The following is a 26,970-nucleotide window of genomic DNA, read 5'->3' on the forward strand; positions in this document are numbered from 1 at the left end:
TCTCCTTTAATTCCAACCACGTATTTATTTTCAAATTTAGACAAGAATAAAAGAAATGATGCAATTTTTTTATGGAATTCGGGAAAAGTAAAGAGAAAAATTAAGAATAAAGGGTGATTTACTTGAGATTTGGTGAAAAAAGTTTATCTGCAAATCAGATCAATGCGAAATTATTAGGGGTTAACTTTCATGATTTTATGGAAAAAGAATCTAATACAAATGCAGTTGAATTAGCTGCTGAATTCGGTTTATCACTTGGCGATGTTAAAGTGCTGAAGAAGCAACTAGGAAAAAACTAAAAAGTCTATTGACAATAGATTATTTCCTCTTTATTATTAATTAAATAATGGATAAGATATGCTGTAATAACCAATGATAGAGAAAAGTAATTAAGAGACACATGACAAGAGAGGAAATGCCTTTGGCTGCAAGCATTTCTGCATGATGACTTAACGAAAGAACACTCTGTAGGTTTTCTTCTGAACATGTACTTAAAAGGCATCAGTAGGAATGAAACGTTAGCAGGCGTTAACTGCAAAGTGGAAGAATAATTTCTTCAATTAGGGTGGTACCACGGGATAAAAACTCTCGTCCCTTGTATGTAATAATACAAGGGACGAGGGTTTTTTTGTATAAAAACAATCGGATTTTGGAAACACAGACTGATAAGAAGAAATTTTGCTAGAATGGATACGTTTAAGGGTTTTATAAAGGAGGATACATATAAATGCAAATTAAAATACCTAGAGGTACACAGGATATCTTACCTGGTGAGGTAGAAAAATGGCAGTTTATTGAAAAAAAATTAAAAGAGATATGTGAAAGATTTCAGTATAACGAAATTCGTACACCTATCTTTGAACATACAGAACTATTTTTAAGAAGCGTTGGAGATACAACCGATATTGTCCAAAAAGAGATGTATACATTTGAAGACAGAGGAGAAAGAAGCCTTACATTACGTCCTGAAGGAACCGCTTCTGTTGTCCGTTCTTTTGTGGAAAATAAAATGCATGGTTATGCAAGCCAGCCAATTAAGCTTTATTATCTAGGACCGATGTTTCGTTATGAGCGTCCGCAAGCCGGCCGATTCCGCCAATTTGTGCAATTTGGAGTAGAAGCAATTGGAAGCAATGATCCTGCTATCGACGCAGAAGTAATGGCACTTGCTTATACTGTGTACGAAAATATGGGATTATCTAAACTGAAATTAGTAGTTAACAGCCTAGGTGATAAGGAAAGCAGAATTGCTCATAGAGAAGCATTAATTGCTCATTTTAAACCAAGAATCGGCGAATTTTGTCAAGATTGTCAAATGCGTTTAGAGAAAAACCCAATGAGAATATTAGATTGTAAAAAAGACCGTGAGCACCCATTAATGAAAACAGCACCATCTATTCTTGAGTATTTAAATGAGGAATCTCGCAAGTATTTTGAAAAAGTACAAAAGTATTTAACTGCATTAAATATTCCTTTCGAAGTGGATTCCAACTTAGTTCGCGGTTTGGATTATTATAAACATACTGCATTTGAAATTATGAGCGAAGCAGAAGGGTTCGGAGCAATCACAACACTTTGCGGCGGCGGCAGATACGATGGTTTAACAGAAGACCTGGGCGGACCGGCAGCACCGGGAATTGGATTCGCTATGAGTATTGAACGATTGATTTCCTCATTAAATGCGGAAAATATTGAATTGCCTATTGAAAAACAGGTGGATGTTTATCTCGTTTCTTTAGGAGAGGAAGCGAAAGATTATACAGTTGGTCTTTTGAATACATTACGACAAGCCGGTTTATCAGCTGAAAGAGATTATTTAAATCGGAAAATCAAAGCTCAGTTTAAAGCGGCAGACCGCCTTCATGCAAAATATGTAGCAGTGCTTGGAGAAGATGAATTAAAGAACAATAAAATTAATGTAAAGTGCTTAGAAACAGGAGAACAAAAAGAAGTCGAAATAACAAAACTAGTGGATGCAGTAAAAGATTTTTCTTCATTTTAAGGCACTACGTCATACGTTTTGATACAGGATACAGACCAAATATCCCGCCTAAGCCAAAAGCGAAGTGCATGCAGGCTGTGGGACTTATCGAAAGAGTCAAAGACAATTTTCAGGGCAGCAAAAGAATATAGAGGTTTTTAGGAGGAAATAGAATCATGTTTGGAAGAACGTATTATTGTGGAGAAGTACCAGAATCAGCAGTTGGGGAAAATATCGTATTAAAAGGTTGGGTGCAAAGAAGACGTGATCTTGGTGGACTAATCTTTATCGATTTAAGAGATCGCACAGGCATTGTACAAATTGTTTTTAACCCAGAAGTAAACAAAGAAGCACTTGAAATAGCAGAAAGCGTTCGTAATGAATATGTGCTTGATATTAAAGGAACAGTAGTTGCAAGAGAAGAAGGCACTTACAACGACAACTTAAAAACGGGGAAAATCGAAATTAGTGTTGCTGAAATCACCATTATAAATGAAGCGAAAACACCGCCATTTATGATTGAAGATAAAACAGAAGTAGCGGAAGAGACGCGTTTAAAGCATCGCTATTTAGATTTAAGACGTCCAGCTATGTTTGAAACATTTAAAATGCGTCATCAAGTAACAAAAGTAATGCGTGACTTCTTAGATGAAGCTGGCTTTTTAGATATTGAAACACCAATTTTAACAAAAAGCACACCAGAAGGAGCAAGAGACTATCTTGTACCAAGCCGTGTCCATGAAGGTGAATTTTATGCCCTTCCACAATCTCCGCAAATTTTTAAACAATTGTTAATGGTTGGTGGAATTGATCGTTATTATCAAATTGCTCGCTGCTTCCGTGATGAAGATTTGCGTGCAGACCGTCAGCCGGAGTTTACACAGCTCGATATAGAGACAAGCTTTACGAGCCAAGAAGACATTATGGAAATGATGGAACAAATGATGGCGGAAATTATGCTAAAAGTAAAAGGAATCGAAGTGGCACTGCCGTTCCCAAGAATGCCTTATGATGAAGCAATGGGCAGATATGGTTCGGATAAACCAGATACACGCTTTGAAATGGAATTAGTTGACCTTTCGGAAATCCTGAAAGATTCTAGCCTGAAAGTATTTGCTCAAGCTGTTCGATCTGGCGGTCAAGTAAAAGCGATTAACGTAAAAAATGCGAGTGACAAATATTCTCGTAAAGATCTTGATGCATTAACAGAGTTTGCGAAAGTATACGGTGCAAAAGGATTAGCGTGGTTAAAGGCAGAAGATGAGGGATTAAAAGGACCAATTGCGAAATTTATTTCAGAAGAAGAGCAAAAAGCAATGGAAACAGCACTTTCCGTTGAAAAAGGCGATATTTTATTATTTGTTGCCGATAAAAAGAATATTGTTGCGGATACGTTAGGGGCTGTTCGTTTAAAACTTGCAAAAGAGTTGGATTTAATTGATGAATCGAAATTTAACTTCCTTTGGGTAACTGATTGGCCATTATTTGAATATGCCGAAGATGAAGGTCGCTACTATGCTGCCCATCATCCATTTACGATGCCACAACGACAAGATATTGACTTGTTAGATACAAACCCAGAGCAAGTAAAAGCACAAGCATATGATATTGTCTTAAATGGATATGAACTTGGCGGAGGATCATTACGTATTTTTGAAAAAGACATTCAAGAAAAAATGTTTGAAAAACTAGGCTTTACAAAGGAAGAAGCATACGCACAGTTTGGTTTCTTATTAGAAGCATTTGAATATGGGACACCGCCACATGGTGGAATTGCCATCGGGTTGGATCGTTTAATCATGCTGTTAGCTGGAAGAACTAATTTACGTGATACGATTGCCTTCCCAAAAACAGCAAGTGCAAGCTGTGTCTTAACAAATGCACCAAGTGAAGTAAGTGAAAATCAATTAAATGATTTGCATCTTGCATTAAAAGTATATAAATAAAATTGATAAAAAAAAGGGACTGCGTGGTAGTAGACATTATTTCTACCTGCAATCCCTTTTTTGTATTCCACTTGTTTTGATACTACCTTGTGTAAAACGGAGAGAAAAATGTTTTCAAATCAATTTTTTTGTTAAAATACAATTGTTGTTAAATAACTCTTAGCTACTACATAATTTCACAGATGTTTCAGGTCTTGATATTACTCGGTTTAGAACAATAAAATGGGAGGTTTGTTTTTTATTGTGGGGGTTGCTTTCCACTACGGGTTGCTTCGCTTTCCGCGGGGTGGGATCTGAGCCTCCTCGGCGTTGCCTTGCGGGGTCTCAGCCTTCCCACATTTCCCGCAGGAGTCTTCGCACCCTCCGTTACAAGCAACTTGTTTTAGAATAAGTTCTTGTCTTCGAATTTCATTACAAGGTATTATTGCAAACATAGTAGCGTTGATTTTTTTATGTTGTTATTAAGCGTTGTTCTACCAAAATGTGCCGCTTGAGTCTATTTCTATAAAGTGGGTTTTTTTACCAGTTCAACGACAGCAACTAATGGATCAAAAACTGCTTGATTGGAGTGTAAGGTGCGAGACTCCTGTGGGATTAGCGGGTTAGATGAGACCTAAGCAGGCGCTTGCGCCGAGGGGGCTCATCGCACGCCCCATGGAAAGCGAGCATCCTGAAACGAGAATCTTGCCCCTATTTATAAGTAATAATGTTTACAAAAAAACATCCTAAAAGATTAAGTAATCACCCTATTCTAATTACTCTAAATCAAGTTATGCTAATACATGAAGAGAAATTTATAGCTGCGAAGTTTGAGTTGAATATTAGCAAAAAAAGAAAAATATTCAGGTTTTTTGATTTTTTTAGTTTCATTCTAATGGTTCTTGGGGGATGTAAACAAACTGAACTAAAAAAAACAACAAAACCAGAATTAATGATAAAATATGTTACTCAAGATTTAACTGAAAAAGAGTTTCGAAACTATTCACCAAATTTATTAAGAAGTTCTGATAGGAAAGATTATAAAGTATTTATTTTACATATTGAATTTCTCGGGGATGAAGATGTAATGAATCCTAATATTGATGTCCCTGATGCGAAGAAAATTTTAAATTCTTTTGACTATAAAAGGTATGTTGAAGGGGATGAAACATCGGAAAACAAATTAAATGCTGCTTCATATAATTCTAAGCAAACAATATATATGAAAGATTTATCTATTGATAGGTTAAAAGAAAAACTTAACCAAGATCCTGTCGTCATAACTTGGAAATCGAAAGATGGTAAAGCATATCAGGAGGATTATAAACTAGGGGAGTATTTAAATTAAACGAAATAGGGAAGAAATACTTCTAATTACAATAAGTATTAGGAAGCTATTTTAAAAGTGAAAAAAGCGACAATTCGTAGATTTTCTACGTATTGTCGCTTTTTTTATTAGGACAGTAAGAAAGTATGAAAAATATAGGGGGCAGTCCTGAATAATGAAGGGAGTAGTAACAAGAAAAAGAGTCAAAGAGATCATTACTCTCGTTACAACCGGATTGTATAAGGAACTCTTATTATAAATGTAAGATTATGCAATTAAATGGATTAAATATGATATCTTACAAATTCAATCAGTACTCAATTCTAGGCTACTATTAAAAAGAAAAGTAGGAACTTAAAGTAAATTTGAATTTCACCACATTATTTGAATAATTCAAGGGTCGATCAGATTATTTCTACCTGCAATCCCTTTTTTATTCCTCATTGGTAATTGGAAATTGAATTTTAAAGGTTGAACCGATATGAAGTTTGCTTGAAATATGGAGCTTGCCATGCAGGCTATTAATGATTTGAATTGCTGCCATCATGCCTAAGCCAGTTCCTTCCCTTCCTTTGGTTGTAAAATAGGGTTCTCCGATTCTTGATAGCTGCTCTTTTGTCATTCCTGTTCCAGTATCGGTAATGGTCAAAATAAGTTTATTATTTTCAGTTCGTGTAACAATCGTAAGCGTTCCACTATCAGGCATTGCTTCAATACAATTTTTGCAAATATTCAACAAGCACTGTTTTATTAACTGGGATTCCCCTTTTATGAAAACAGAGTGAATACTTGTTTTAACTGTGACATTATTCATCGTAGCAAGTGGACTAATTATATCCACAATTTTAATTAATTCCTCTTTTATATTCAGCAATTCTATATTTTGAGGAGAGGGTTTAGCAAAGGTTAAATAGTCACGGATGATTTTATCAGCACGGTCTATTTCACCGATAGAAATAGATAAGTATTCTTTTCTTTTTGCCTCATCAACATCCATTTGGTTCATCAATTGTAAAAAACCTTTTACTACAGCTAAAGGGTTTCTTACTTCATGGGAAATGGAGGAAGCTAGATGGCTAACCATTTCTATTTTTTCGGAGCGTATTATTTTTTGGTTAATATAAATGCTTTCATGAAATACTTCAAATAGATAAACGATTAGTAAACTGGCAATAAGGGTAATCATTAGATAATAAATAATAAACATTTCTTCTATGGAAATATGAAAATAATAAATGGATAACAATACAGAAAAAATAGAACTAAAGAACGAGATTAAGGTGATAGAGGCTATTCTTTTCTTTTTTGAATAAACGTAAAACTTTTTTGTAAGAAAAAGCAATAAAACCAAAGTGGACAGAACTACTATCGCAGTTGCTACTGATCCCACTCCACCATATAAAGATCGATAAAGAATGGTGATGATTGCTAAACAGATACTTGTTACCGTCCCTCTATATAAGCTTCCCATGACAAGTGCAATTAAACGAAGATCAAAAAAATAATTGGTTAAAATAGTTATCGGAAAGGTAATGCAGCTAACAATAGCTAAGGAGAAGGTAAGAACATTAAGGAAATCCTTTGTAGATTTAGATAAATGGTTTAATTTTAATTCAATAATTAATGGGATAAATAATGTAAATACAATTAAAAAAAGTACATTTAATAATAATTCACGCAAACCAAACATACGATGGATCTTCCTCCTAGATAGTCGCAACTCTTTGCATCCATTCATTGAAAATAGTAAAAAGCAATGAATTCTCTTGAAATAAGTTTTTTCCGATAAGTATACTAAAGATAATGGTAGTACACTTTAAAAAATTATGGTATATTACAACATGTATTTTTAAAGAATTATTTAGGTTAGAATGACATACTAACTAATAGAGTGTGAACGCGCACTTTAATAAAAAAATAATCTATCCTCTTATTTTTATAATAGTATGTTAGTGAAAAAAAGTATATGGAGTTGAAAAATAAATGTTGCATCAATTCTCAAGAAATGAATTAGCGATTGGAAAAGAAGGATTAAACATTGTAAAAAACAGTACGGTTGCTGTTTTAGGTATAGGTGGAGTTGGTTCTTTTGCGGCAGAAGCGCTTGCTAGATCTGGTGTTGGAAAGTTAATCTTAATTGATAAAGATGATGTTGATATAACCAATGTAAACCGACAAGTAATCGCATTATTATCCACGGTAGGTCGTCCAAAAGTAGAAATTATGCAAGAAAGAATTGCCGATATAAATCCTGAATGTGAAGTTATAGCATTAAAGATGTTTTATACCGAAGAAACATATGAAGAAATTTTTGCATATGGTCTAGATTATGTAGTGGATGCTTCTGATACGATAAGCTACAAAATTCATTTAATGAAAGAATGTTTGAACCGTAATATTCCGATTATTTCTAGCATGGGTGCTGCTAATAAAATGGATCCGACTCGTTTTCAAATAGCGGATATAAGTAAAACGCACACAGATCCAATCGCAAAAGTAGTTCGAACTCGTTTAAGAAAAGAAGGAATTCGTAAGGGAATCCCTGTTGTGTTTTCAGATGAGAGTCCTATTATTATTCGAGAAGATATTCGAAAAGTGGTTGGAAAGGATGATGCGGCAATACGAAAAGCAAAAATGCCTCCGTCTTCCAATGCTTTTGTGCCATCTGTTGCTGGTTTAATTATGGCAAGCCATGTAATGAAAGAGCTATTAAGTGATATTAAAATTACAAGAGTAAAAGATGAGAAATAATCTGAGATCCCTCCTTGGCTAAGGAGGTTTTTTTTCGTTATAAAAATTAGAGGCGTGAAGGTGTTTTCTATAATGTTAGGCTACCTTGAAAAGAGACTTTGGCTCTCTCAATAAGTCCGCAGCCGGAATACACTTCGCTTTCCTGTGGGCGAGCGTCGAGCCTCCTCGCTGCGCTGTGGGGTCTCGTCTTTCTCGCATTCCCACGGGAGTCTTCGTGTATTCTGACTGCTCCCTGCTTATAAATTTAAGAAAACAGCTTTTACTCATATTTCATGGTGTGAATTTTTATTAGCGAGTTGTCTACTCTGCTTGAAATCAAGATCTGTATTGTGTAGTAGTGGTTACAATGGATAATGAGAAAATAAAAAGAAAGTTGATTTTTTATTGACGTATCAGAATGTATTAGTGTACTATTTATATAGTACACTAATACATTCGTTTGCGAGGGGAAATTATGAATGCTTTTAAAGGATTATTAAAAAAAGATTTAAAGTTATCTAAAACGGTTTTTTATACGTTTTTGATTATGATGGCAATTGTTATTGCGGCTGGGATTGGATTTTCTGGATATTATAAAAGCTTTGATATTGTTGCAGCTATATCATTAGGTTTGGTAATGGTACAATTCATGTATTTTCCAATTTCTATTTTCACTACTTTACGAATCGAAGGCAAAACACAATTATGGCTTCATAACCCAAACAGCAGTACCCTTTTGCTTTTTTCAAAACTTCTGTCTAGTTTGATATTTGCTGTCCTTTCGCTTGTTATCACTATCATTATTGCAAGCATCTGTCTACCAATGACAGAACAATTGAAACTATCTATTACAAGTGCTGACATACTGTGTATGGGAATTGTTTTCCTTTGGTTCTCTACTTATATCAGTATATGGGTTGTTTTTTATTGGGTCGTTTATCATTCTTTAGCAAAAATCACATGGATGAAAAAAATCAGATGGTTGCTGTTAATTATCTTTTGGAATGTTTGGAGTGGATTCACGTATTTGCTTGATAAATTATCATTTATAAAAGAGCTCAAACAAATGAGTATCATTAAATTAGGGAAGGCATTTCAGTTTCAAACGAGTAATTCTTCTTTTAGTGCTGGAATGGAATCGACAGAAATATCTCTTGCAGTAATTGGAGGCTATCTTTGTGTAGCCATCATTCTATTCCTTATCTCTTCTTGGTTATTGGATAGAAAAGTGGAGGTGTGATGTAAATGGCAGATGACTATCAGGCAGCAAGACCGATCTACATGCAAATTGTCGATAAAGTTCTACTGCAAGTGGCACGAAAAGAATTAATGCCTGGACAGAAGCTGCCCTCAGTCAGAGAGATGGCGATTGACTCAGGGGTTAATCCAAATACAATTCAAAGGACGTATAGTGAATTAGAAAGAATGCAATTGGTTGAAACCAAAAGAGGGCAAGGAACGTTTATTACGGTAGAGAAGGAAATAATAGCAGAATTGAGAGAAAGACTTCAATTTGAAGTAGTCGATCAATTTATAAAGAAAATGAAGGACTTAGGCTTGACAGAAAAGGAAATAACACATCAGTTAACTGCATATTTAAAAGAAAAGGAAGGGGAGTAATCCGTGATTTTATTCAGGGAGGTTACGAAAACATACGGGAAAGAAGTAGCATTGGATCATGTGAATTTACAATTGGAAAAAGGCAAAATCTACGGATTGGTCGGGGCGAATGGGAGCGGGAAATCTACAACATTAAAAATGATAGCAGGGTTGGTTCAGCCGACTTCAGGCCAAGTAGTAGTGAACAAAAAAATTGCAACCCGCAAAATAGCAAGCGATGTTGCCTACTTAACAGAATTAGATATGTTTTATGATGGATTTACGGTAAAAGATATGATAGCATTTTCTGCATCTCAGTTCCCTGATTTTCAGCAAGACAAAGCAGCTGAATTAGTCAAATTTATGAATCTCGACTCTACTAAAAAGATAAAAAATCTTTCAAAAGGAAACAGGGGAAGATTAAAGCTAGTTATCTGTTTAAGCCGAAATGTGCCGGTTCTTTTATTAGATGAACCATTCTCTGGACTTGATCCAATGGTAAGAGAATCAATCGTAAAAGGGATCTTAACCTATATCAATTTTGAAGAGCAGACTGTTATTATTGCTACACATGAAATAACAGAAATGGAGCCTCTTTTGGATGAAATGATCGCCATAAATAATGGCAAGGTTATTGGGCAATATCCAGTAGATCAGCTACGAGAAGAAAAAGGTCTAACTGTATTAGACTGGATAAAAGAAAATATTAAACATTCATATTAAATGACAGGAAGGTGAAAAGGTTGGCAAGTTTAGTTGAAATAAAAAATGTTTCCAAAGTTATCAAAGGAAAAAAGATTATTGACTCGTTAAGCTTTAATGTAGAAGCAGGAGAAGTGTTTGGCTTTTTAGGTCCAAATGGTGCAGGGAAAACGACAACCATTCGTATGATTGTTGGGTTAATCAGCATGAGTGAAGGCGATATTTATATTAACAAGGAAAGTGTTCGCAAAAACTTCGAGAAGGCTGTTCAACATGTAGGAGCAATCGTTGAGAACCCGGAAATGTATAAGTTTTTAACTGGTTATCAGAATCTAATTCATTATGCTCGTATGATAAAAGGGATTTCAAAAGAAAAAATTATGGAAGTAGTCGAATTAGTCGGATTAAAGAGTCGCATCCATGATAAGGTTAGAACCTATTCACTTGGAATGCGGCAAAGACTCGGACTCGCACAAAGCCTGCTTCATGATCCGAAAGTTCTTATACTGGATGAACCGACAAACGGATTAGATCCTGCTGGAATTCATGAAATAAGAGATCATTTACGAATGCTTGCAAGAGATCGGAATATGGCAGTTATTGTTTCAAGTCATTTATTATCAGAAATGGAAATGATGTGTGACCGTATTGGTATTATTCAAAAAGGACAATTAGTCGATGTGCAGTTAGTAAAAGATTTTGTTCATGTAAAAGAGAAGATGTATCAGATAGAAGTGGACCAACCGGAGCGAGCGTTAGAATTGATTGAAACGAGCTTTCCGGAAGTAAAATGGAAACAAAATGAAAAGGGATTGGAAGCTGTATTAACAAGAGAAGAATTGCCAACAATTATTAAACAGCTTGCGGTCAATGATATTCCGATTTATGGAATCAGCGAAATGGCAAAAACATTAGAAGAGCGCTTCTTAGAAGTAACAAACGCACAGGGGGGAGAATAGATGGTACAGCTTATACGTAATGAATGGATGAAAATTTGGAAACGTCCAGCAACCATTGTCATGGTGATTATCTTGCTGCTTATCGTTGCTGTTGTCGGTGCATTTATGAAACATCAGGAAAGTGGTTTAAAGGTTCCTGATAATGATAATTGGAAACATGGATTAGAGATGGAGAATAAAGGATATAAAGAACAGTTAGAAAATGGCAGCCTGCCACCGGAATCAGAGAATTATTATAAAAAGGAAATAGCCGTTAATGAGTATCGTATCGCACATAATATCTCTACTAATGTTGATTACTCCGTTTGGGATTTTGTTCAAGATGGTTCGCAGCTGATTGTGCTGGCAGGATTGTTTACCATTATTATTGCAGCGGGAATTGTTGCAAATGAATTTAATTGGGGAACTGTAAAGTTATTATTGATTCGCCCTATTAGCAGAACGAAACTGCTGTTATCAAAGTATATTACAGTAGTACTATTTGGTTTTCTTATGCTTATAGTGTTATTCGTTTTCTCGTTCATTCTAGGAGCAGTGCTATTTGGATTTCCAGAACATTCTTATCCATATTTAGCCTACTATAACGGTTCCGTTAAAGAGCAGAGCATGATTATTCATTTAATCATCTATTATGGACTAAATTCAATCAGTGTTCTTATGCTGACAACGATGGCATTTATGATTTCGTCTGTGTTTAGAAACAGTTCACTTGCTATTGGTGCTTCCATCTTCTTAATGTTTATGGGTAGTACACTCACAATGATTTTAGCAGGGAAATTTGAATGGGCAAAATATATACTATTTGCTAACACGAATTTGACTTTATATTTTGATGGAGCTCCAATGGTTAGTGGAATGACGTTAACTTTTTCCATAGTTATGCTGATTATCTACTTCCTATTGTTTCATCTTCTTGCATTTTATGTGTTTAAGAAAAGAGATGTAGCAGCTTAGTTTGGGTCACAGTGACTACCCGAAATAGATTAAAACTTGTCGAATTCTGACAGGCTAGAAGAATCTTAATTTCTGCGCCTGTCCTATGTTAGGGTAGTAGTTTAGTAGAAGGTAAGATCCATTTTCTGTAAGAGGAGAAAAGCGAAGAAATAGTAAGTGGAAAAAACGAAGGCTCCTTAAAAGAGGAGTCTTTCTTTGGGTATTAATGAATCGGGTATCTTAACTTTGAGTCACAGTAACGAGCCAAATCAAACAATACGAAAAAACCTTCCTTGTAGTGGAAGAATAAGTATGAATTAAAACAAAATAAAGCAGCGGTTAGCTTCCAAAACGGATTAATAAAGAATAATTTTGCCTATGACAGCAGCAATAACTTAAGCACCATCGACTATACAAAAGGAAGCGAAACAGCGCCAACCTTATCTTTTGGTTACACCTACGACAAATCTGGCAATATTAAAACAGAAACAAGTCGAAATGGTACCGCACAATACGTTTATGATGCGAATAATCAATTAATCAAAGAAACATTGCCAAACGGTTCTACGAATGAGTTTCAATACGATAAAGTGGGCAATCGAACCAAGCTTATTCAAAATGGCACAGAAACGAATTATACGTATAATCATGGGAATCAGGTTGTAACGATTTAGCGAAATCAGAGAATAATTTATGTTTTTATGAGATTGGAATTGATAAGGTAAATGAAGATTTATACAATAAATTTTTACTAGATATCATTAAAAACTTGAATCCACCTACTATCTATATAATTTTTAGTGAAATGGAATACAATGTACAAATAGTAAAGGGGAATTTAAAATCGTTAGGTTAGGTTTGAATAAATTTCTAATTTTAGAAAAAGATAATACATTCATTATTGAATCAAATAATCTTGAAAAATTAAATGATATAATAAAGGACTTTTTAGAGTCGGTTATGATTGGTTTATCTGCTTATAATATTAGGAGGAAATCCTGGGTTAAAGAAGAGTTTTTTAGAAAAAAAAGTAGATATAATGAACTTAGATGATGTTATTAGTCTTTCAAAGACATTGTTAATTGTCCATGAACAAGGGGTGTCTTTAATTACAAAAGAAAAATCTTTAGTAAATACAAAGGACATTATTGAAATAATACCATTAGATGTGGTAATAGATTATTTAAGTACGGATAGTTAAAATTTGAAATCCGGAATGCTGGTAGTAAGTGGACTTCGGAGAGTCTTAAATAAAGAGAGGTATTCTATTCAAGCGATTTCTGATGGGGGTGGCGAATTAAAAAGATTTCAATTTGATTCATTGTTATTTTGTAAAAAACTTTATAAGGGTCTAATTTGCCTATAGAATTTAGTACCATTCGTAAGTCAACAGGCATTTTTTGAATAAGAACATGACGACCAGGAGTATAAATTGAAAAATCATGTTTTTTGAAATAAAATTGAATTGTTTCCTTTAGGGAAGAGGCTATTGCGGGGAGCTCAATGCTATCTCTCCAACAATCTAAAGCTAATAGCTGATTTTCTCCATACTATTTTCATACGTTAGCTTTCTAACATTTTTTTTATTTCTTTCTCTGTTAGTATCGGATTATTTTCATCTAAAGCATTCATTAATTGCTTTTCCTCTTCGGGGTCAGTAACTTCATAACAATCATCATTACTAATGTCTTCTACTTCCATCAATAAAAACTTTCTTTTACCGAATTGGATGTATGAATGACCAGATTGAATTGCTTTTTTTATGTCATCTTGTTCAACTATTATAGGTTTCATTTATATCACCAACTTTCATTTGTTTATCCTCATTATAAATCATTTGTTTGAAAGAATAAAGTTATCTAAGAATCGGGCAGTGACCCTCCTGAGTAAAACCCCTGCTACCTTTTCGTCTGTCCCGCAATTCCCATAGGAGTCGAGCAGACGCCTCTCCAAACCAATAATTTTCATTTTGTTACAATTTATATAACTTAAGTTGATGACATGGGGACAGGCACCCGACTTAGCAGCAATAAATCTATTTCGTTTTAAGCTGCCTTTTTCTTTTCTATCCTATTTTGCGATATAATAGTAGAAAGATGTTGTATTAAGAAGGTGTTATAAATGAAAAATGAACCACTTGCCTTTCGAATGAGGCCAACTACTATTGAAGAAGTGGTCGGACAGAAAGAGGTAATCGGAGAAAAGACGAGTTTATATAAAATGATAAAAAATGGCTATGTGCCATCTATGTTATTATATGGAGAACCTGGAATCGGGAAAACATCGATTGCATTTGCAATTGCTGGGACAACGAATCTTCCCTTTATCGCTTTAAATGCAACAACTGCCGGTAAAAAAGATGTAGAGGCTGTTGTTGATGAGGCAAGATTAACAGGGAAAGTAATTTTATTTTTAGATGAAATACATCGGTTTAATAAGGCACAGCAAGATTATCTCTTACCACATGTAGAACGTGGAGATATTATTTTGATAGGAGCGACAACGGAAAATCCTTATCATGATGTGAATCCGGCAATTAGGAGTCGTTGTGGACAAATTAAGCAATTAACCCGATTAACAGCAGAAGATATCGAGGAATTATTGCATCGTGCCATTAAGGATAAAGAAAAAGGGTTGGGCAGCCTCCAAATTGTCATTAAAGAGGAGCAAATTGCCAAGCTTGCATTAGGGACAAATGGGGATGCAAGAAAATCATTAACCTTATTAGAATCGATTGTTTATTCTTCTGATAAAAAAGAAGATACATATATCGTAGAGGATGAAACGGTTACGAAAATGCTGGATAAAGTCGGTGTATATGGAGATAAAAAAGGCTCACACTTTTACAATCTTTTATCAAGCCTGCAAAAAAGTATAAGAGGCAGTGATGTAGATGCTGCATTATATTATTTAGCTCATTTGGTAGAAACAGGTGATTTAGTAGCGCTTAACCGCAGATTATTAGTTATTGCCTATGAAGATATAGGTCTTGCGAAAACTTCGGTCGGCAATAATGTGTTAGCAGCGGTAACAGCAAGTGAAAGACTAGGGTTTCCAGAAGCGAGGATTCCTCTCTCTGTAGCGGTTGTAGAAATGTGCTTATCTTCTAAATCGAATGCTGCTTATAAAGCATTGGATCAAGCTATTGCTTCTATTCATGAAGGCAAGGTTGGCGATATTCCGATGCATCTAAGAGATGGTCATTATGCTGGTTCAAAAGCATTGGGGCATATTGGATACGTCTATCCCCATGATTTTCCCATCGGTACATTTGGAGGTTGGGTCGATCAAGATTATTTGCCGGCAAATTTAAAGGGCACACAATTTTATCATCCAACAGAAGCAGGGGAAGAGAAGAAGCTTGGCGCTATTTATGAGAAGCTAACAGGATTTCGAAAACAAAAATAGAGTATAAGTGCGTGTTCAAAAAGGAGGATAAAAAGGACCGAGAAATTCGAGGCGTCGTAACTTTGAGCATCGGAACGTATGGTATGGATACGTGAGAAGCGGAAAAGTAAGACAACGAAGAAATTCGATGTGTCATTTTTATCGGACTTTTTGAACAACCTCTATAAGAAGACTTAAGATAGATTGGCTAATTTTCAATCTATCTTTTTTGTTTTGTCTGGAACCTGTGAACATTTTTCTGCAGAGCTAAACAAGGCGCTTGCGCTTTTCTATTGTCTAGCTTCAGCGCCTAGCTCTTGTGAAAAATAATCCCATGCCTCTAAAAGTAAAAAGCACTTTTTGAGTCATGTGAACATTTTTCTTCAGAGCTGAACAAGGCGCTTACGCTTTTCTTGTTATACAGTTAAATAGGGGATGATTATTTCGAAAAGTAAAATAAATGATAGACAAAGAATTTAATAAGACTTTAAAATGGAAGAATACGATAAAGTGAACCTTCCATCAGCGGAAGGCTTACTGCCCATTCAGAGTGGGGTAAATAGATTGAAAGGAAGTGCTCTATTTGCATATTAATAAAATAGAGATATCACATTTGAAAATGCCGTTGCTCCATCCTTTTGAAACGAGTTTTGGAAGGCTGCTAGAAAAAGATTTTCTTCTTATTAAAATGTTCGGCGGAGATCATATTGGCTACGGCGAGTCGGTTGCACTTCCAAATCCGACTTATAGTGAAGAAACAACCGGAACCATTCAATATATGCTGGATGAGTTTTTAATTCCGTCTATTTTTAGCAAAGAGATTATCCATCCTGATGATGTTTCCAAAGTTTTTGCACCGATTCGCAGAAACAATATGGCAAAAGCAGCATTAGAAGGAGCTGTATGGGATCTTTATAGCAAACAGCAAGGAATTTCTCTTGCGAAGGCTCTTGGAGGTACTCATACAGCCATTGATGTTGGTGTCAGCATCGGCATCGAAAAGTCGATTGATGATTTACTTGCAAAGGTGGAACGATTTTTAGCAGAAGGATATAAAAAAATCAAAGTAAAAATTAAACCGGGATACGATATCGAACCATTATCCCGTATCAGACAGCAGTTTGGATATGATATTCCTTTAATGGCAGATGCTAATTCCGCTTATACCTTAGAGGATATACAGCAATTAAAAACATTAGATTCATTAAAACTAATGATGATTGAACAACCGCTTAGCTATGATGATATTATCGATCATGCAAAGCTGCAAAAACAGATTGCTACGCCGATCTGTTTAGATGAAAGTATTCATTCTGTAGAAGATGCTAGAAAAGCGATTGAACTGGGAAGCTGCAAAATTATTAATATAAAAATTGGCCGTGTCGGTGGACTTACGGAAGCAAAAAAAATCCATGATATCTGTCAGCAGCATCATATACCGGTATGGTGCGGGGGCATGCTAGAAGCGGGAATTGGAAGAGCACATAATATTGCCATTACCTCGCTCTCGAATTTTACCATTGCAGGGGATACTTCGGCATCTAATCGATATTGGCAAGAAGATATTATTACCCCAGAGGTTGAATTATCAGCACCTGGAAAAATAAATGTACCGAATATAGCTGGTGTGGGTTATGAGCTAAATGAAGCAGTAATTGATAAATATTTATTAAAGAAAAAAATCTACGAAAAATAAAGTGGTGGGCTAGTAAAAGGAGAGATACGATTGCATCCTTATACAATAAAAGTAGTGACAAAAAAGGAAGAAATTCAAAAGGTAGTAGAATTTCAAGAAAAGATATGGGGAACTAAAAATGTAACACCGTTTCCTTTTTTAGTTGCATCCATCCATAACGGAGGCGTATTAATCGGTGCTTTTCAAGGGAAGTCTTTAGTTGCTTTTTGTTACGGATTTCCAGGCATGGATAAAGGAAATGTTTTTCTTGTATCACATATGATGGCTGTTTCTTCTGCCTTGCGAAATAGCGGGATAGGAAACGACTTGAAAATGACCCAAAAAGAATGGGCGCTTGAACAAGGGTATGAAAAAATCAGGTGGACGTTTGATCCGTTAGAATCAAGAAATGCTTATTTAAATATCCGGAAGCTTGGCGGCTATAGTAAAACATTTTTACCGAATCATTATGGGGATATGGAGGATGAGTTAAACGGAGGTTTACCTTCTGATCGTTTATTATTGGAATGGGATTTAAAGCAAACAATAAGGGAAAGAGAAATGATTCCAGCTAATACAGAATGTTTAATTCGACTCTCGAACACAACAAGAATTCCCTTGAGAGTAGAGAATAATGTCAAATGGGATGCTGGTTATTATAAGGTTCCTGTTCCAAAAGATATACATAAGATAAAACAACAAGACTTTGCTATTGCAAAAAAATGGCGACTATTTATTGGATATTGTTTTCAGACATTATTTGAGCTTGGCTATGAAATAGTAGACTTTCTACAAACAGAAGAGCCAGTTAATTATTATATTGTGAAGAAAATGGAGGGGGAAAATGACTGATATTGATAAGGTGCTAAGCTGTGTAGAGAAAAAAGAAAAAGATATAAAAGCGATGTATCACTTTCTGCATCAAAATGCGGAAATAAGCTGGGAAGAATATCAGACAACAGACTTTATCTCAAATGAATTAGAAAAGCTAGCGATTCCGTATAAAAGATTTGAAGACCAAACAGGCGTTGTCGGTCTATGGGGAAAAGGAAAAGGCGGCCCAGTTATTGGAATACGATCGGATATGGATGCATTATGGCAAAATGTAGGCGGGGAATGGAAGGCTAATCATTCTTGCGGACATGATGCACATATGACGATCCTGCTTTATACTTTAATCTGTTTAAAAGAATTAGGAGTGGAGCCAGAAGGGATGATTAAATGCATCTTCCAGCCAGCAGAGGAAACGGGAGATGGTGCGTTATCCTTTATACAAAAAGGAATCATAGACGATATAGATTATTTACTAGGAATGCATGTTAGGCCGATTCAAGAAATGCCTTTTGGAAAAGCGTCTCCTGCTATTTATCATGGTGCTGCCACTATTTTAAAAGGAAAAATACACGGGGTGCAGGCGCATGCAGCAAGACATCATTTAGGCGTAAATGTATTGGACAGTTTAACATCCATCAATCTGGCCATTCGATCGATTCCTTTGAATCCAGTTCTGCCATCCTCGATAAAAATGACGTACGCACAGGCAGGCGGCAAGAATTTTAACATAATTCCCGATTATGCAGAGTTTGCGATAGACATTCGAGCACAAACAAATGAAGAGATGGAACAATTGCTGAAAAAAGTTAATAAAAGCATCCAAGAAGCAGGTGAAGCGAATGGTGCTAAAGTGGAACTGGAGATTCTTTCAGAAATGGTTGCAGCAGAACCAAATAGGTTTATGGAAGAAGTCGTAGGTGATAGCATTAAAGAGGCACTTGGATCGGAAAATATCGTATTGCCCCCAGTAACACCAGGAGGAGAAGATTTTCATTTCTATCCGCGGAAAAATAACAGAACGCAAGCAACCATGATTGGTTTAGGGACGGACTTACAGCCAGGACTCCATCATCCAGAAATGAACTTTCAACTAGACAGTCTATTAAATGGAGTAAAAATTATGGTGATGGCTACATTAAAATTATTAAAGAAATGACTATTTTGTGAAAAATTGATGCTGTCCTTTGGATGGCTTTTCTTATTGTTTGTTTTCGTATCGATTATTCTATAGAAGTTGCATTTGAAAAGATAATCTTTTATTCGTTTTTTCTGGATAAAGATAACAAATAAAGATCTAAAAAATAACCAAAAAATAAGAAATATGATATCCTATTGAATAGATAGGATATAAAGTATTTATAATGAAGATAAAAGTGTATTGTAAAAAAGCAAAGAACACGGCAAACAAGAAAGAAATATGCTATAATCTTTTCTGTCTATCTGATGACTTATCGTATAAAAAGGTATATTTTAATAAAATCATGATTGATTTCGATAAAGTGAAACCTCTTTTAGTGGTATTTCCTTCCTTGAAAATAAAAGGACTTATTAGGCAAGGATTTCTATTAAAAGAACTGGACTAATGGAAACGAGCTGTATTTAGCAATTAAAGCTTTAGCTCCAAAATATATAATATGCATCGCATAATTATTTTACTAATTTGGTCTTACAATGGGGAGCTGGATGATTTACCGGCTTTTTTTGTTCTTATTACGATATGTGTCAATGAAGAGAAGAATACATTTTTCATTATTCATTTTAAAAATAGGCTCTTTGCTAAAATAATGTGGTTATATCCACTTACTTGTTTCATAGCAAAGGTTACGAAAAGCCTAAAATAATTATAATAGGAGGCATTTTTATGAAGATATCGACAAAGGGACGTTATGGACTGACAATTATGATGGAATTGGCAAAAAAACACGGGGAGGGACCAATTTCTCTTAAATCAATCGCCCAAACGAATGACTTATCTGAACATTATTTAGAGCAATTGGTTGCACCATTAAGAAATGCTGGTTATGTACGAAGCATACGTGGAGCTTATGGCGGCTATGTTTTAGGAAATGATCCGAATAACATAACAGCAGGAGATATTATCCGAACATTGGAGGGACCAATCAGTCCAGTAGAAGGAATTGAGGATGAAGAGCCTGCAAAAAAAGCTTTATGGATGAAAATAAGAGATGCTGTAAAGGATGTTTTAGACGGCACAACGATTGAAGATTTGGCAAATTATCAGGAAGATGGAGATTCAGAAGCATATATGTTTTATATATAAAATGGAATGCATTTGTTTTTGAGCCCGTTCATTTCCGATAGACATTCATGTAAACTAATTTGCATGATGACAAATGAAAAGACCCATTTCTTAAGTTTATTAGCAGCCAAAACTCTTGTGGGATCAGCATAGCTCCACAGGAGTTTGCTTTGAGGAAGCTCTGCCGAATCAAAATCGAAGTTCATTCAAACAGCGGACTATTTAAAAGTGATTCTTTTAAGAAAAGAAGTTTATTGGTGCAATAAAAGCAAATGAAAAAACTTATAATAGTAGGTGAAAGAATTGGAACGAATTTATGTGGATCATGCGGCAACTGCCCCAATGCATCCTAAGGTTATAGAAAGAGTCTGCCAAGTGATGAGTGAAGACTATGGAAATCCTTCAAGCATTCATTCATTTGGAAGAGATGCTAGAAATATTATGGACAATGCTAGAGCTTCTTTAGCAGCAAGTATTGGAGCAAGGGATTCAGAAATTGTCTTCACAAGTGGTGGAACGGAGGCGGATAATTACGCGATCTTTGGAGCAACGGAAAGTTATCGTCAGAATGGCAAGCATATTATTACGACACAAATTGAGCACCATGCTGTTTTGCATGCCTGTCAACAGCTAGAGAAAAATGGATTTGAAGTTACCTATCTACCTGTCGATGAATTTGGTGTGATTGACCTAGATGATCTAAAAAAAGCACTAAGAGATGATACCATTCTTGTCACAATCATGTACGGAAATAATGAGGTCGGCACTATTCAGCCAATCAAGGAAATAGGGGAACTTCTAAAAGATCATCAAGCGATTTTTCATACAGATGCTGTTCAAGCATATGGGTTAGAAGAAATAGATGTAAAAGAACAGCATATCAATTTATTATCTGTTTCTTCCCATAAAATCAATGGACCAAAAGGAATTGGCTTTTTATATATAGAAAATGGGCTAAGTCTTTCTCCACGTTTTTTTGGAGGAGAACAAGAACGCAAAAGAAGAGCAGGGACTGAAAATGTACCTTCTGTCGCAGGGTTCCAGCTGGCTGTTGAAATTGCCCAAATGGAAAGACAGCAGAAAAGGGAACAATTTGCAAAATTTAAAGAAATACTTTTACAGCAATTATCGGATCATAAAATAGGTTATGAACAAAACGGATTAGTTGCTCAATCTCTACCACATGTTTTAAACTTAAGCTTTCCTGGTACAAATGTAGAAGCAATGTTGGTTAATTTAGATTTAGCTGGAATTGCAGTATCAAGCGGGTCTGCTTGTACGGCAGGGTCCATTGATCCATCCCATGTATTGGTAAGCATGTTTGGTCAAAATGCTGAAAGAACACGAAACTCCATTCGTTTTAGTTTTGGATTACACAATACAGAGAAACAAATAGAAAAAGTTGGTCAGGAATTGGCAAAGATTGTGCAACGATTAACAAGACAATAAAACGGTCTTTTGCAGTATAGAAAATTAGACTCGAGTTTTGCCAGCGAAAAAGCGAAATATGATGTATTTTTGCGGGTTAAAAAGCAACAATCTATAAGAAAACAGTTTTATGAAAAAACGCAAATAAACTTTCTGACTTTATGAGCAGAGAGAGAAGTGCTTTATAAATAGAGGGAGTTTCTTTATCTATAATGGCGATACAATGGCGTAGGGGGATAGTAGAAAAATGGAAAAAGCACCAAAAGATACACGAGTAGTGGTAGGAATGTCAGGGGGAGTCGATTCTTCTGTTGCAGCACTGCTTTTAAAAGAGCAAGGATACGATGTCATCGGTATTTTTATGAAAAACTGGGATGATACAGATGAATTTGGTGTATGTACGGCGACAGAAGATTATGAAGATGTTATTCGTGTCTGTAACCAAATCGGTATTCCTTATTACGCTGTCAATTTTGAAAAACAGTATTGGGATAAAGTATTTACCTATTTTCTCGAAGAATATAAAGCAGGAAGAACACCTAATCCAGACGTTATGTGCAACAAGGAAATTAAATTTAAAGCGTTTCTTGAGCATGCAATGAATTTAGGTGCTGATTTTGTAGCGACAGGACATTATGCACAAGTAGTAAGAGAAAACGGCAATGTTCGTATGCTTCGAGGAAAAGATGAGAATAAGGATCAAACGTATTTTTTAAATCAATTAACACAACAACAATTAAGTAAAGTGATGTTTCCGATTGGAGATATTGAAAAATCCAAAGTTCGTGAAATAGCAGTGAACGCCAATTTGGCAACAGCTACAAAAAAAGACAGCACGGGTATATGTTTTATCGGTGAACGGAATTTTAAAGAATTTTTAGGTGGGTATCTTCCTGCACAAAAAGGCGATATGGAAACCTTTGATGGAAAAGTAGTTGGTCGTCATGACGGTTTAATGCATTATACGATTGGGCAAAGGCATGGCTTGGGAATTGGCGGAAGCGGAGATCCTTGGTTTGTTATTGGGAAAGATTTGGAAAGAAATGTACTATTTGTTGGACAAGGATTTCACCATGAATTATTATACTCTGACAGCATTATTGCGACAGATGTCAGCTGGATTTCAACTGAAACCACTTCAAAGTCTTTTGAATGTACAGCTAAATTCAGATACAGGCAGCCGGATAATAAAGTCACGGTAGAATTGTTGGAAAATAACAAAGTGAAAGTTAGTTTTCATGAATCTATTCGTGCGATTACACCAGGACAGGCAGTGGTGTTTTATCAAGGAGAAGAATGTCTTGGCGGCGGAACGATTGATACAGTGTTTAGAAAAAATGAAAAATTAACATATGTAGGTTAATCATGCAGGGAAATATTAAAGGGTTATTTCTAGTCTTTTTCGAAGAAGCAAGAGGTTTCTACGAATGGAATGGGGATTGCGTTTAATGTTTCTCTTTTTTTGATGTCTACCCTGAAAAAGGCGTTGACTCTCTCAATGAGTCCGCAGCCGGAATACACTTCGCTTTCCTGCGGGCTCTGTGGATCCCGCGGCTGCTCTCTGCTTCTTTTCAGGCGTCATGATGCAAATGCTGTCTTAGGTATTAATATTTTTAAATAAATACATCTTTTAGACAGACTGTTTGTACGAAACTAAGACATGAATGGATAAAAGGCGAGTTTGCTTGAAATATGCTATACTTTGTACATAAAGTTAGAGAGTAATGGAGTGTTAAAAATGGAAAATAATCAATTAGGAATACAATATATGCAAGAAGGAAAATGGGAAGAAGCAGCAAAGGTTTTTATGGAGGAAATAGAAAAAAATCCCCAAGATCCCGTTTCTTATATAAACTTTGGGAATGTATTATCGGCATTAGGAGACCAAGAAAGAGCTTTGACATTTTATCAAAAAGCGATTGAAATAGATGAAAATGCAGCAGCTGCTTATTATAGTGCAGGTAATGTTTATTTTGAAAATGAAAAGTTAGAAGAAGCAAAAACGATGTTTGAAGCGGCAATAAAAAAAGGCCTCGACAATAGCGATCCGTTTTTCATGTTGGGCCTTACTTTTATTAGTTTAGAAAAACCTACCATGGCCATTCCTTATTTACAAAGAGCGGTTGAATTGAATAATCAAGATGCCGAAGCCTATTTTCAATTAGGTTTATGCCTAGCACAAACAGAATATATTGAAGAAGCCATAAAGCAGTTTGATCAATGTATTCAACTAGATCCTGATCATGCAGACGCATATTATAATTTAGGAGTAGCCTATGGTTTTAAAGAGGAAAGCGATAAAGCCATGGAAATGTTTAATAAAGCATTATCCATCCAACCAGATCATATGCTTGCAGGCTACGGAAAAAAAATCCTAGAAGCATAAGCTCAATTTATTCTGAACACAGACAACACTCCTAAGACGAAAAGTGTATTCTAACACCCCGATTTATAGTAGAGGACAAGTTTCAGAATAAACACCCATACAACAAATCTTACACGATGGAGTATGAAAATAAGTAGCATTCCATGTTTTCTGATCTAAGTTTTGAAGCAGGGAGCAGTCAAAATACACGAAGACTCCTATGGGATTAGCGAGACAGCTGAGACCCTGCTGGCCAAGGGCCGAAGCGGCTAAAGCCGAGCCCCATGGAAAGCGAAGTGTATTCTGACTGCGGACTATTTGAGAGAGTCAAAGCCACTTTTTCAGAATAACTTAAAACACTAAATGCTAAGGAAAGCAGAAAGGGGGAGAGCCCAAATGGTTGAACAAAATTCAATGGACCTTTTTGCTGAACAAAAGAAATTTATAAAAGGACGCCATCTAGTTACCATTTTTCATAACGAACAAAACTTATATACCGTTATGAGAATCCGTGTTGATGAAACAAACGATAGCTATGATGAAAAAGAAGCTGTAATTACAGGGTACTTACCGAAAATTCATGAAGATGAAACATATTGTTTTTTTGGCCAATTCAAAGAGCACCCAAAATTCGGCAAACAATTTCATGTTGACGCTTTTCGCAAAGAGATGCCACAAACAAAACAAGGCATTATTACCTATCTATCCAGCGATTTGTTTAAAGGAATAGGGCAGAAAACAGCTGAAAATATTGTAGAAACATTAGGAGAAAATGCTATATCACAAATTTTAAACAAACCATCCTTGCTCGATACAGTGCCAAAACTTCCGCCAGATAAAGCGAAATCAGTGTATGATACGTTGATGAAACATCAAGGTCTGGAACAAGCGATGATTGCTTTAAATCAATATGGATTTGGTCCTCAGCTTTCGATGAAAATTTATCAAGCCTATAAAGAAAACACTTTGGATATCGTGCAGACGAATCCTTATAAATTAGTAGAAGATATTGAAGGGATTGGCTTTGGACGTGCAGATGACTTAGGATCACAATTAGGTCTTACTGGCAATCACCCCGACCGATTAAAAGCAGGTTGTTTTTATATTCTTGAATCAGCAAGCTTACAAGATGGTCATGTTTATTTACAAGCAGAATATTTATTAGAAAAAGTAAAAGACCTTCTTGAGGAAAATAAACAGGAAACAATTGAATTTGCCAGTATTGCAGAACAGCTTATTCAATTAGAAGAAGAAGGAAAGATTATTGCCGAAGATAAAAAAATCTATTTGCCGTCCCTTTATTTTTCTGAAAAGGGGCTTGTTCGCAATATAAAAAAGGTTTTAGAACAAACTGAATATGCAGAGCAATTTCCAGAATCGGAGTTTCTATTAGCGCTGGGAAAGTTAGAGGACAGAATCGGAGTGCAATATGCTCCCTCACAAAAAGAAGCAATTCAAACAGCCTTAATGTCTCCGATGCTTATGTTAACTGGTGGACCGGGAACTGGAAAAACTACGGTTATTAAGGGAATAGTGGAATTATACGGTGAGCTGCATGGTTGTTCTTTAGATCCTAAAGAATATAAAAAAGAAGAAGTATTTCCCTTTATATTAGCTGCGCCAACTGGAAGAGCAGCCAAACGGATGACAGAGTCTACAGGACTTCCTGCTGTTACGATACATCGGCTTTTAGGATGGAATGGTACGGGAGAATTTGATCGTGATGAAGAAAATCCATTAGCAGGAAAAATATTAATTGTCGATGAAACATCAATGGTAGATATATGGCTTGCAAATCAATTATTTAAGGCGTTGCCGGATCATATACAAGTAATCCTTGTAGGGGATGAGGATCAGCTGCCATCTGTTGGACCAGGACAAGTATTAAAAGATCTCCTTGCATCAAAATGCATTCCAACCGTCCGATTAATTGATATTTACCGCCAGGCAGAAGGATCATCTATTATCGAACTTGCTCATGAAATGAAAAAAGGCAAATTGCCAGGCAATATTACGATGCAGCAAAAAGATCGTTCTTTTATTAAATGCATGCCAGGCCAAATTGGAGAAGCAATCAAAAAAGTAGTCTTAAATGCAAGGAATAAAGGATATGTACCAATGGATATTCAAGTGCTTGCACCAATGTATCGAGGCCCTGCAGGAATTGACCGATTGAATGTTATTCTACAGGAAATTCTAAATCCCAATCCAGATGGAAAGAGAAAAGAACTGCAGTTTGGTGAAGTTAAATATCGTATAGGAGATAAGGTGCTTCAGCTTGTCAATCAGCCAGAAAACCATGTATACAATGGGGATATGGGGGAGATTGTTTCTATTTTCTATGCGAAAGAGAATACGGAAAAGCAGGATATGGTTGTTGTGTCATTTGATGGAATTGAGGCAACATATACCCGTCAGGATCTCAATCAAATTACTCATGCTTTCTGTTGTTCTGTTCATAAATCGCAGGGAAGTGAATTTCCAATTGTCATTATGCCCATTGTAAAAAGCTATTATCGTATGTTAAGGCGAAATTTGCTGTATACGGGTATAACAAGAAGCAAGCAATTTTTAATTCTTTGTGGGGAAGTAGAAGCAATGGAAATAGGTGTTAGTAGAAATGATGAGCTCTCACGGCAAACCACACTGCAGGAAAAATTAAAAGAAATCTTAGTGGATTCAATGGATACCACGAGTCAAAAAGAAGATACATCCGAAGCGAATTCCCTTCATTTATTATATAGTGATCAAATAAACGAAATAGATCCATTGATTGGTATGGAGAATATTTCTCCTTATGATTTTATGGAAGAAAAGGCAGCTGCTAAAACATAAAGAATCTTTATGTAGAAGAGCTGCCTTTTT

Annotated in this window: 23 protein-coding genes, 1 pseudogene and 1 other annotated feature; of the genes and pseudogenes, 22 read left to right on the top strand and 2 right to left on the bottom strand. The window is 35.6% G+C overall.

The annotated features are described in order from the left end of the window. Positions 1–113 precede the first annotated feature (113 nt). The 4 genes from AC5LWL_RS08715 to AC5LWL_RS08730 all read left to right on the top strand — a co-directional run bounded on the left by AC5LWL_RS08715 (position 114) and on the right by AC5LWL_RS08730 (position 5,254). Positions 114–299, top strand: a complete 186-nt coding sequence (locus tag AC5LWL_RS08715; protein ID WP_493433946.1) for a hypothetical protein — start codon at positions 114–116, stop codon at positions 297–299. 64 nt (positions 300–363) lie between these two features. Further along, positions 364–599, top strand: a binding site (T-box leader). Positions 600–727: 128 nt separating this feature from the next. After that, the gene (hisS, locus tag AC5LWL_RS08720) at positions 728–2,002 is read left to right on the top strand and encodes a histidine--tRNA ligase (protein WP_493433947.1); all 1,275 of its coding nucleotides are present in this window, start codon (positions 728–730) and stop codon (positions 2,000–2,002) included. 155 nt (positions 2,003–2,157) lie between these two features. Further along, a complete protein-coding gene (aspS, locus tag AC5LWL_RS08725; protein ID WP_493433948.1) occupies positions 2,158–3,927 on the top strand; it encodes an aspartate--tRNA ligase in 1,770 nt (589 codons plus the stop codon). Between the two features lie 706 nt (positions 3,928–4,633). Beyond that, on the top strand, positions 4,634–5,254 hold the full coding sequence (locus AC5LWL_RS08730; RefSeq protein WP_493433949.1) for a hypothetical protein: 621 nt from the start codon (positions 4,634–4,636) through the stop codon (positions 5,252–5,254). A 412-nt stretch (positions 5,255–5,666) separates the two neighbouring features. Here the strand turns inward: AC5LWL_RS08730 and AC5LWL_RS08735 are convergent, their stop codons facing one another. After that, positions 5,667–6,923: an ATP-binding protein gene (locus tag AC5LWL_RS08735; RefSeq protein ID WP_493433950.1), complete on the bottom strand. Its 1,257-nt coding sequence runs from the start codon at positions 6,921–6,923 to the stop codon at positions 5,667–5,669. A 293-nt stretch (positions 6,924–7,216) separates the two neighbouring features. On the opposite strand from AC5LWL_RS08735, the gene AC5LWL_RS08740 reads away from it, so the two are divergent. From AC5LWL_RS08740 to AC5LWL_RS08775, 8 genes and pseudogenes are all read left to right on the top strand, one after another. After that, a complete protein-coding gene (locus tag AC5LWL_RS08740) occupies positions 7,217–7,984 on the top strand; it encodes a tRNA threonylcarbamoyladenosine dehydratase (RefSeq protein ID WP_493433951.1) in 768 nt (255 codons plus the stop codon). A gap of 454 nt (positions 7,985–8,438) precedes the next feature. Beyond that, positions 8,439–9,203: a hypothetical protein gene (locus tag AC5LWL_RS08745; RefSeq protein ID WP_493433952.1), complete on the top strand. Its 765-nt coding sequence runs from the start codon at positions 8,439–8,441 to the stop codon at positions 9,201–9,203. Positions 9,204–9,208: 5 nt separating this feature from the next. Then, the gene (locus tag AC5LWL_RS08750; RefSeq protein WP_493433953.1) at positions 9,209–9,583 is read left to right on the top strand and encodes a GntR family transcriptional regulator; all 375 of its coding nucleotides are present in this window, start codon (positions 9,209–9,211) and stop codon (positions 9,581–9,583) included. A 3-nt stretch (positions 9,584–9,586) separates the two neighbouring features. After that, positions 9,587–10,285, top strand: coding sequence for an ABC transporter ATP-binding protein (locus AC5LWL_RS08755; RefSeq protein WP_493433954.1), 699 nt, complete (start codon positions 9,587–9,589; stop codon positions 10,283–10,285). Positions 10,286–10,305: 20 nt separating this feature from the next. Next, a complete protein-coding gene (locus tag AC5LWL_RS08760; protein WP_493433955.1) occupies positions 10,306–11,223 on the top strand; it encodes an ABC transporter ATP-binding protein in 918 nt (305 codons plus the stop codon). After that, on the top strand, positions 11,224–12,177 hold the full coding sequence (locus AC5LWL_RS08765; RefSeq protein ID WP_493433956.1) for an ABC transporter permease: 954 nt from the start codon (positions 11,224–11,226) through the stop codon (positions 12,175–12,177). Positions 12,178–12,491: 314 nt separating this feature from the next. Next, a pseudogene (locus tag AC5LWL_RS08770) lies at positions 12,492–12,830 on the top strand (hypothetical protein); the annotation flags it as partial. 365 nt (positions 12,831–13,195) lie between these two features. Next, on the top strand, positions 13,196–13,357 hold the full coding sequence (locus AC5LWL_RS08775; protein WP_493433957.1) for a hypothetical protein: 162 nt from the start codon (positions 13,196–13,198) through the stop codon (positions 13,355–13,357). A 362-nt stretch (positions 13,358–13,719) separates the two neighbouring features. On the opposite strand, the gene AC5LWL_RS08780 is transcribed toward AC5LWL_RS08775, so the two are convergent. Next, positions 13,720–13,950, bottom strand: coding sequence for a hypothetical protein (locus AC5LWL_RS08780; protein ID WP_493433958.1), 231 nt, complete (start codon positions 13,948–13,950; stop codon positions 13,720–13,722). Between the two features lie 327 nt (positions 13,951–14,277). Here AC5LWL_RS08780 and AC5LWL_RS08785 point away from each other — a divergent pair, with 327 nt between their 5' ends. From AC5LWL_RS08785 to recD2, 10 genes are all read left to right on the top strand, one after another. Beyond that, positions 14,278–15,564 (top strand): replication-associated recombination protein A, encoded by a 1,287-nt coding sequence (locus AC5LWL_RS08785; protein WP_493433959.1) that lies wholly within the window; start codon positions 14,278–14,280, stop codon positions 15,562–15,564. A gap of 562 nt (positions 15,565–16,126) precedes the next feature. Beyond that, entirely contained in the window at positions 16,127–17,239 is a 1,113-nt protein-coding gene (gene menC, locus AC5LWL_RS08790; protein WP_493433960.1) for an o-succinylbenzoate synthase, read from the top strand. 30 nt (positions 17,240–17,269) lie between these two features. Beyond that, the gene (locus AC5LWL_RS08795; protein WP_493433961.1) at positions 17,270–18,070 is read left to right on the top strand and encodes a GNAT family N-acetyltransferase; all 801 of its coding nucleotides are present in this window, start codon (positions 17,270–17,272) and stop codon (positions 18,068–18,070) included. After that, positions 18,063–19,208 carry a M20 peptidase aminoacylase family protein gene (locus AC5LWL_RS08800; protein WP_493433962.1) on the top strand — a complete coding sequence of 382 codons (1,146 nt, stop codon included), beginning with the start codon at positions 18,063–18,065 and terminating at the stop codon, positions 19,206–19,208. The genes AC5LWL_RS08795 and AC5LWL_RS08800 overlap by 8 nt, the downstream gene beginning before the upstream one ends. Before the next feature lie 205 nt (positions 19,209–19,413). Then, the gene (locus tag AC5LWL_RS08805) at positions 19,414–19,635 is read left to right on the top strand and encodes a hypothetical protein (RefSeq protein WP_493433963.1); all 222 of its coding nucleotides are present in this window, start codon (positions 19,414–19,416) and stop codon (positions 19,633–19,635) included. 278 nt (positions 19,636–19,913) lie between these two features. Then, positions 19,914–20,333 carry a cysteine metabolism transcriptional regulator CymR gene (gene cymR, locus AC5LWL_RS08810; protein WP_493433964.1) on the top strand — a complete coding sequence of 140 codons (420 nt, stop codon included), beginning with the start codon at positions 19,914–19,916 and terminating at the stop codon, positions 20,331–20,333. A gap of 282 nt (positions 20,334–20,615) precedes the next feature. Continuing rightward, a complete protein-coding gene (locus tag AC5LWL_RS08815) occupies positions 20,616–21,761 on the top strand; it encodes a cysteine desulfurase family protein (protein ID WP_493433965.1) in 1,146 nt (381 codons plus the stop codon). 226 nt (positions 21,762–21,987) lie between these two features. Then, positions 21,988–23,103, top strand: a complete 1,116-nt coding sequence (gene mnmA / locus AC5LWL_RS08820; protein ID WP_493433966.1) for a tRNA 2-thiouridine(34) synthase MnmA — start codon at positions 21,988–21,990, stop codon at positions 23,101–23,103. 375 nt (positions 23,104–23,478) lie between these two features. Next, positions 23,479–24,126, top strand: a complete 648-nt coding sequence (locus AC5LWL_RS08825; protein WP_493433967.1) for a tetratricopeptide repeat protein — start codon at positions 23,479–23,481, stop codon at positions 24,124–24,126. A gap of 375 nt (positions 24,127–24,501) precedes the next feature. Continuing rightward, positions 24,502–26,940 (top strand): SF1B family DNA helicase RecD2, encoded by a 2,439-nt coding sequence (gene recD2, locus AC5LWL_RS08830; RefSeq protein ID WP_493433968.1) that lies wholly within the window; start codon positions 24,502–24,504, stop codon positions 26,938–26,940. The last annotated feature ends 30 nt before the right edge of the window (positions 26,941–26,970 follow it).

The sequence above is a fragment of the Niallia sp. WK069_GA_01 genome (assembly GCF_983173855.1).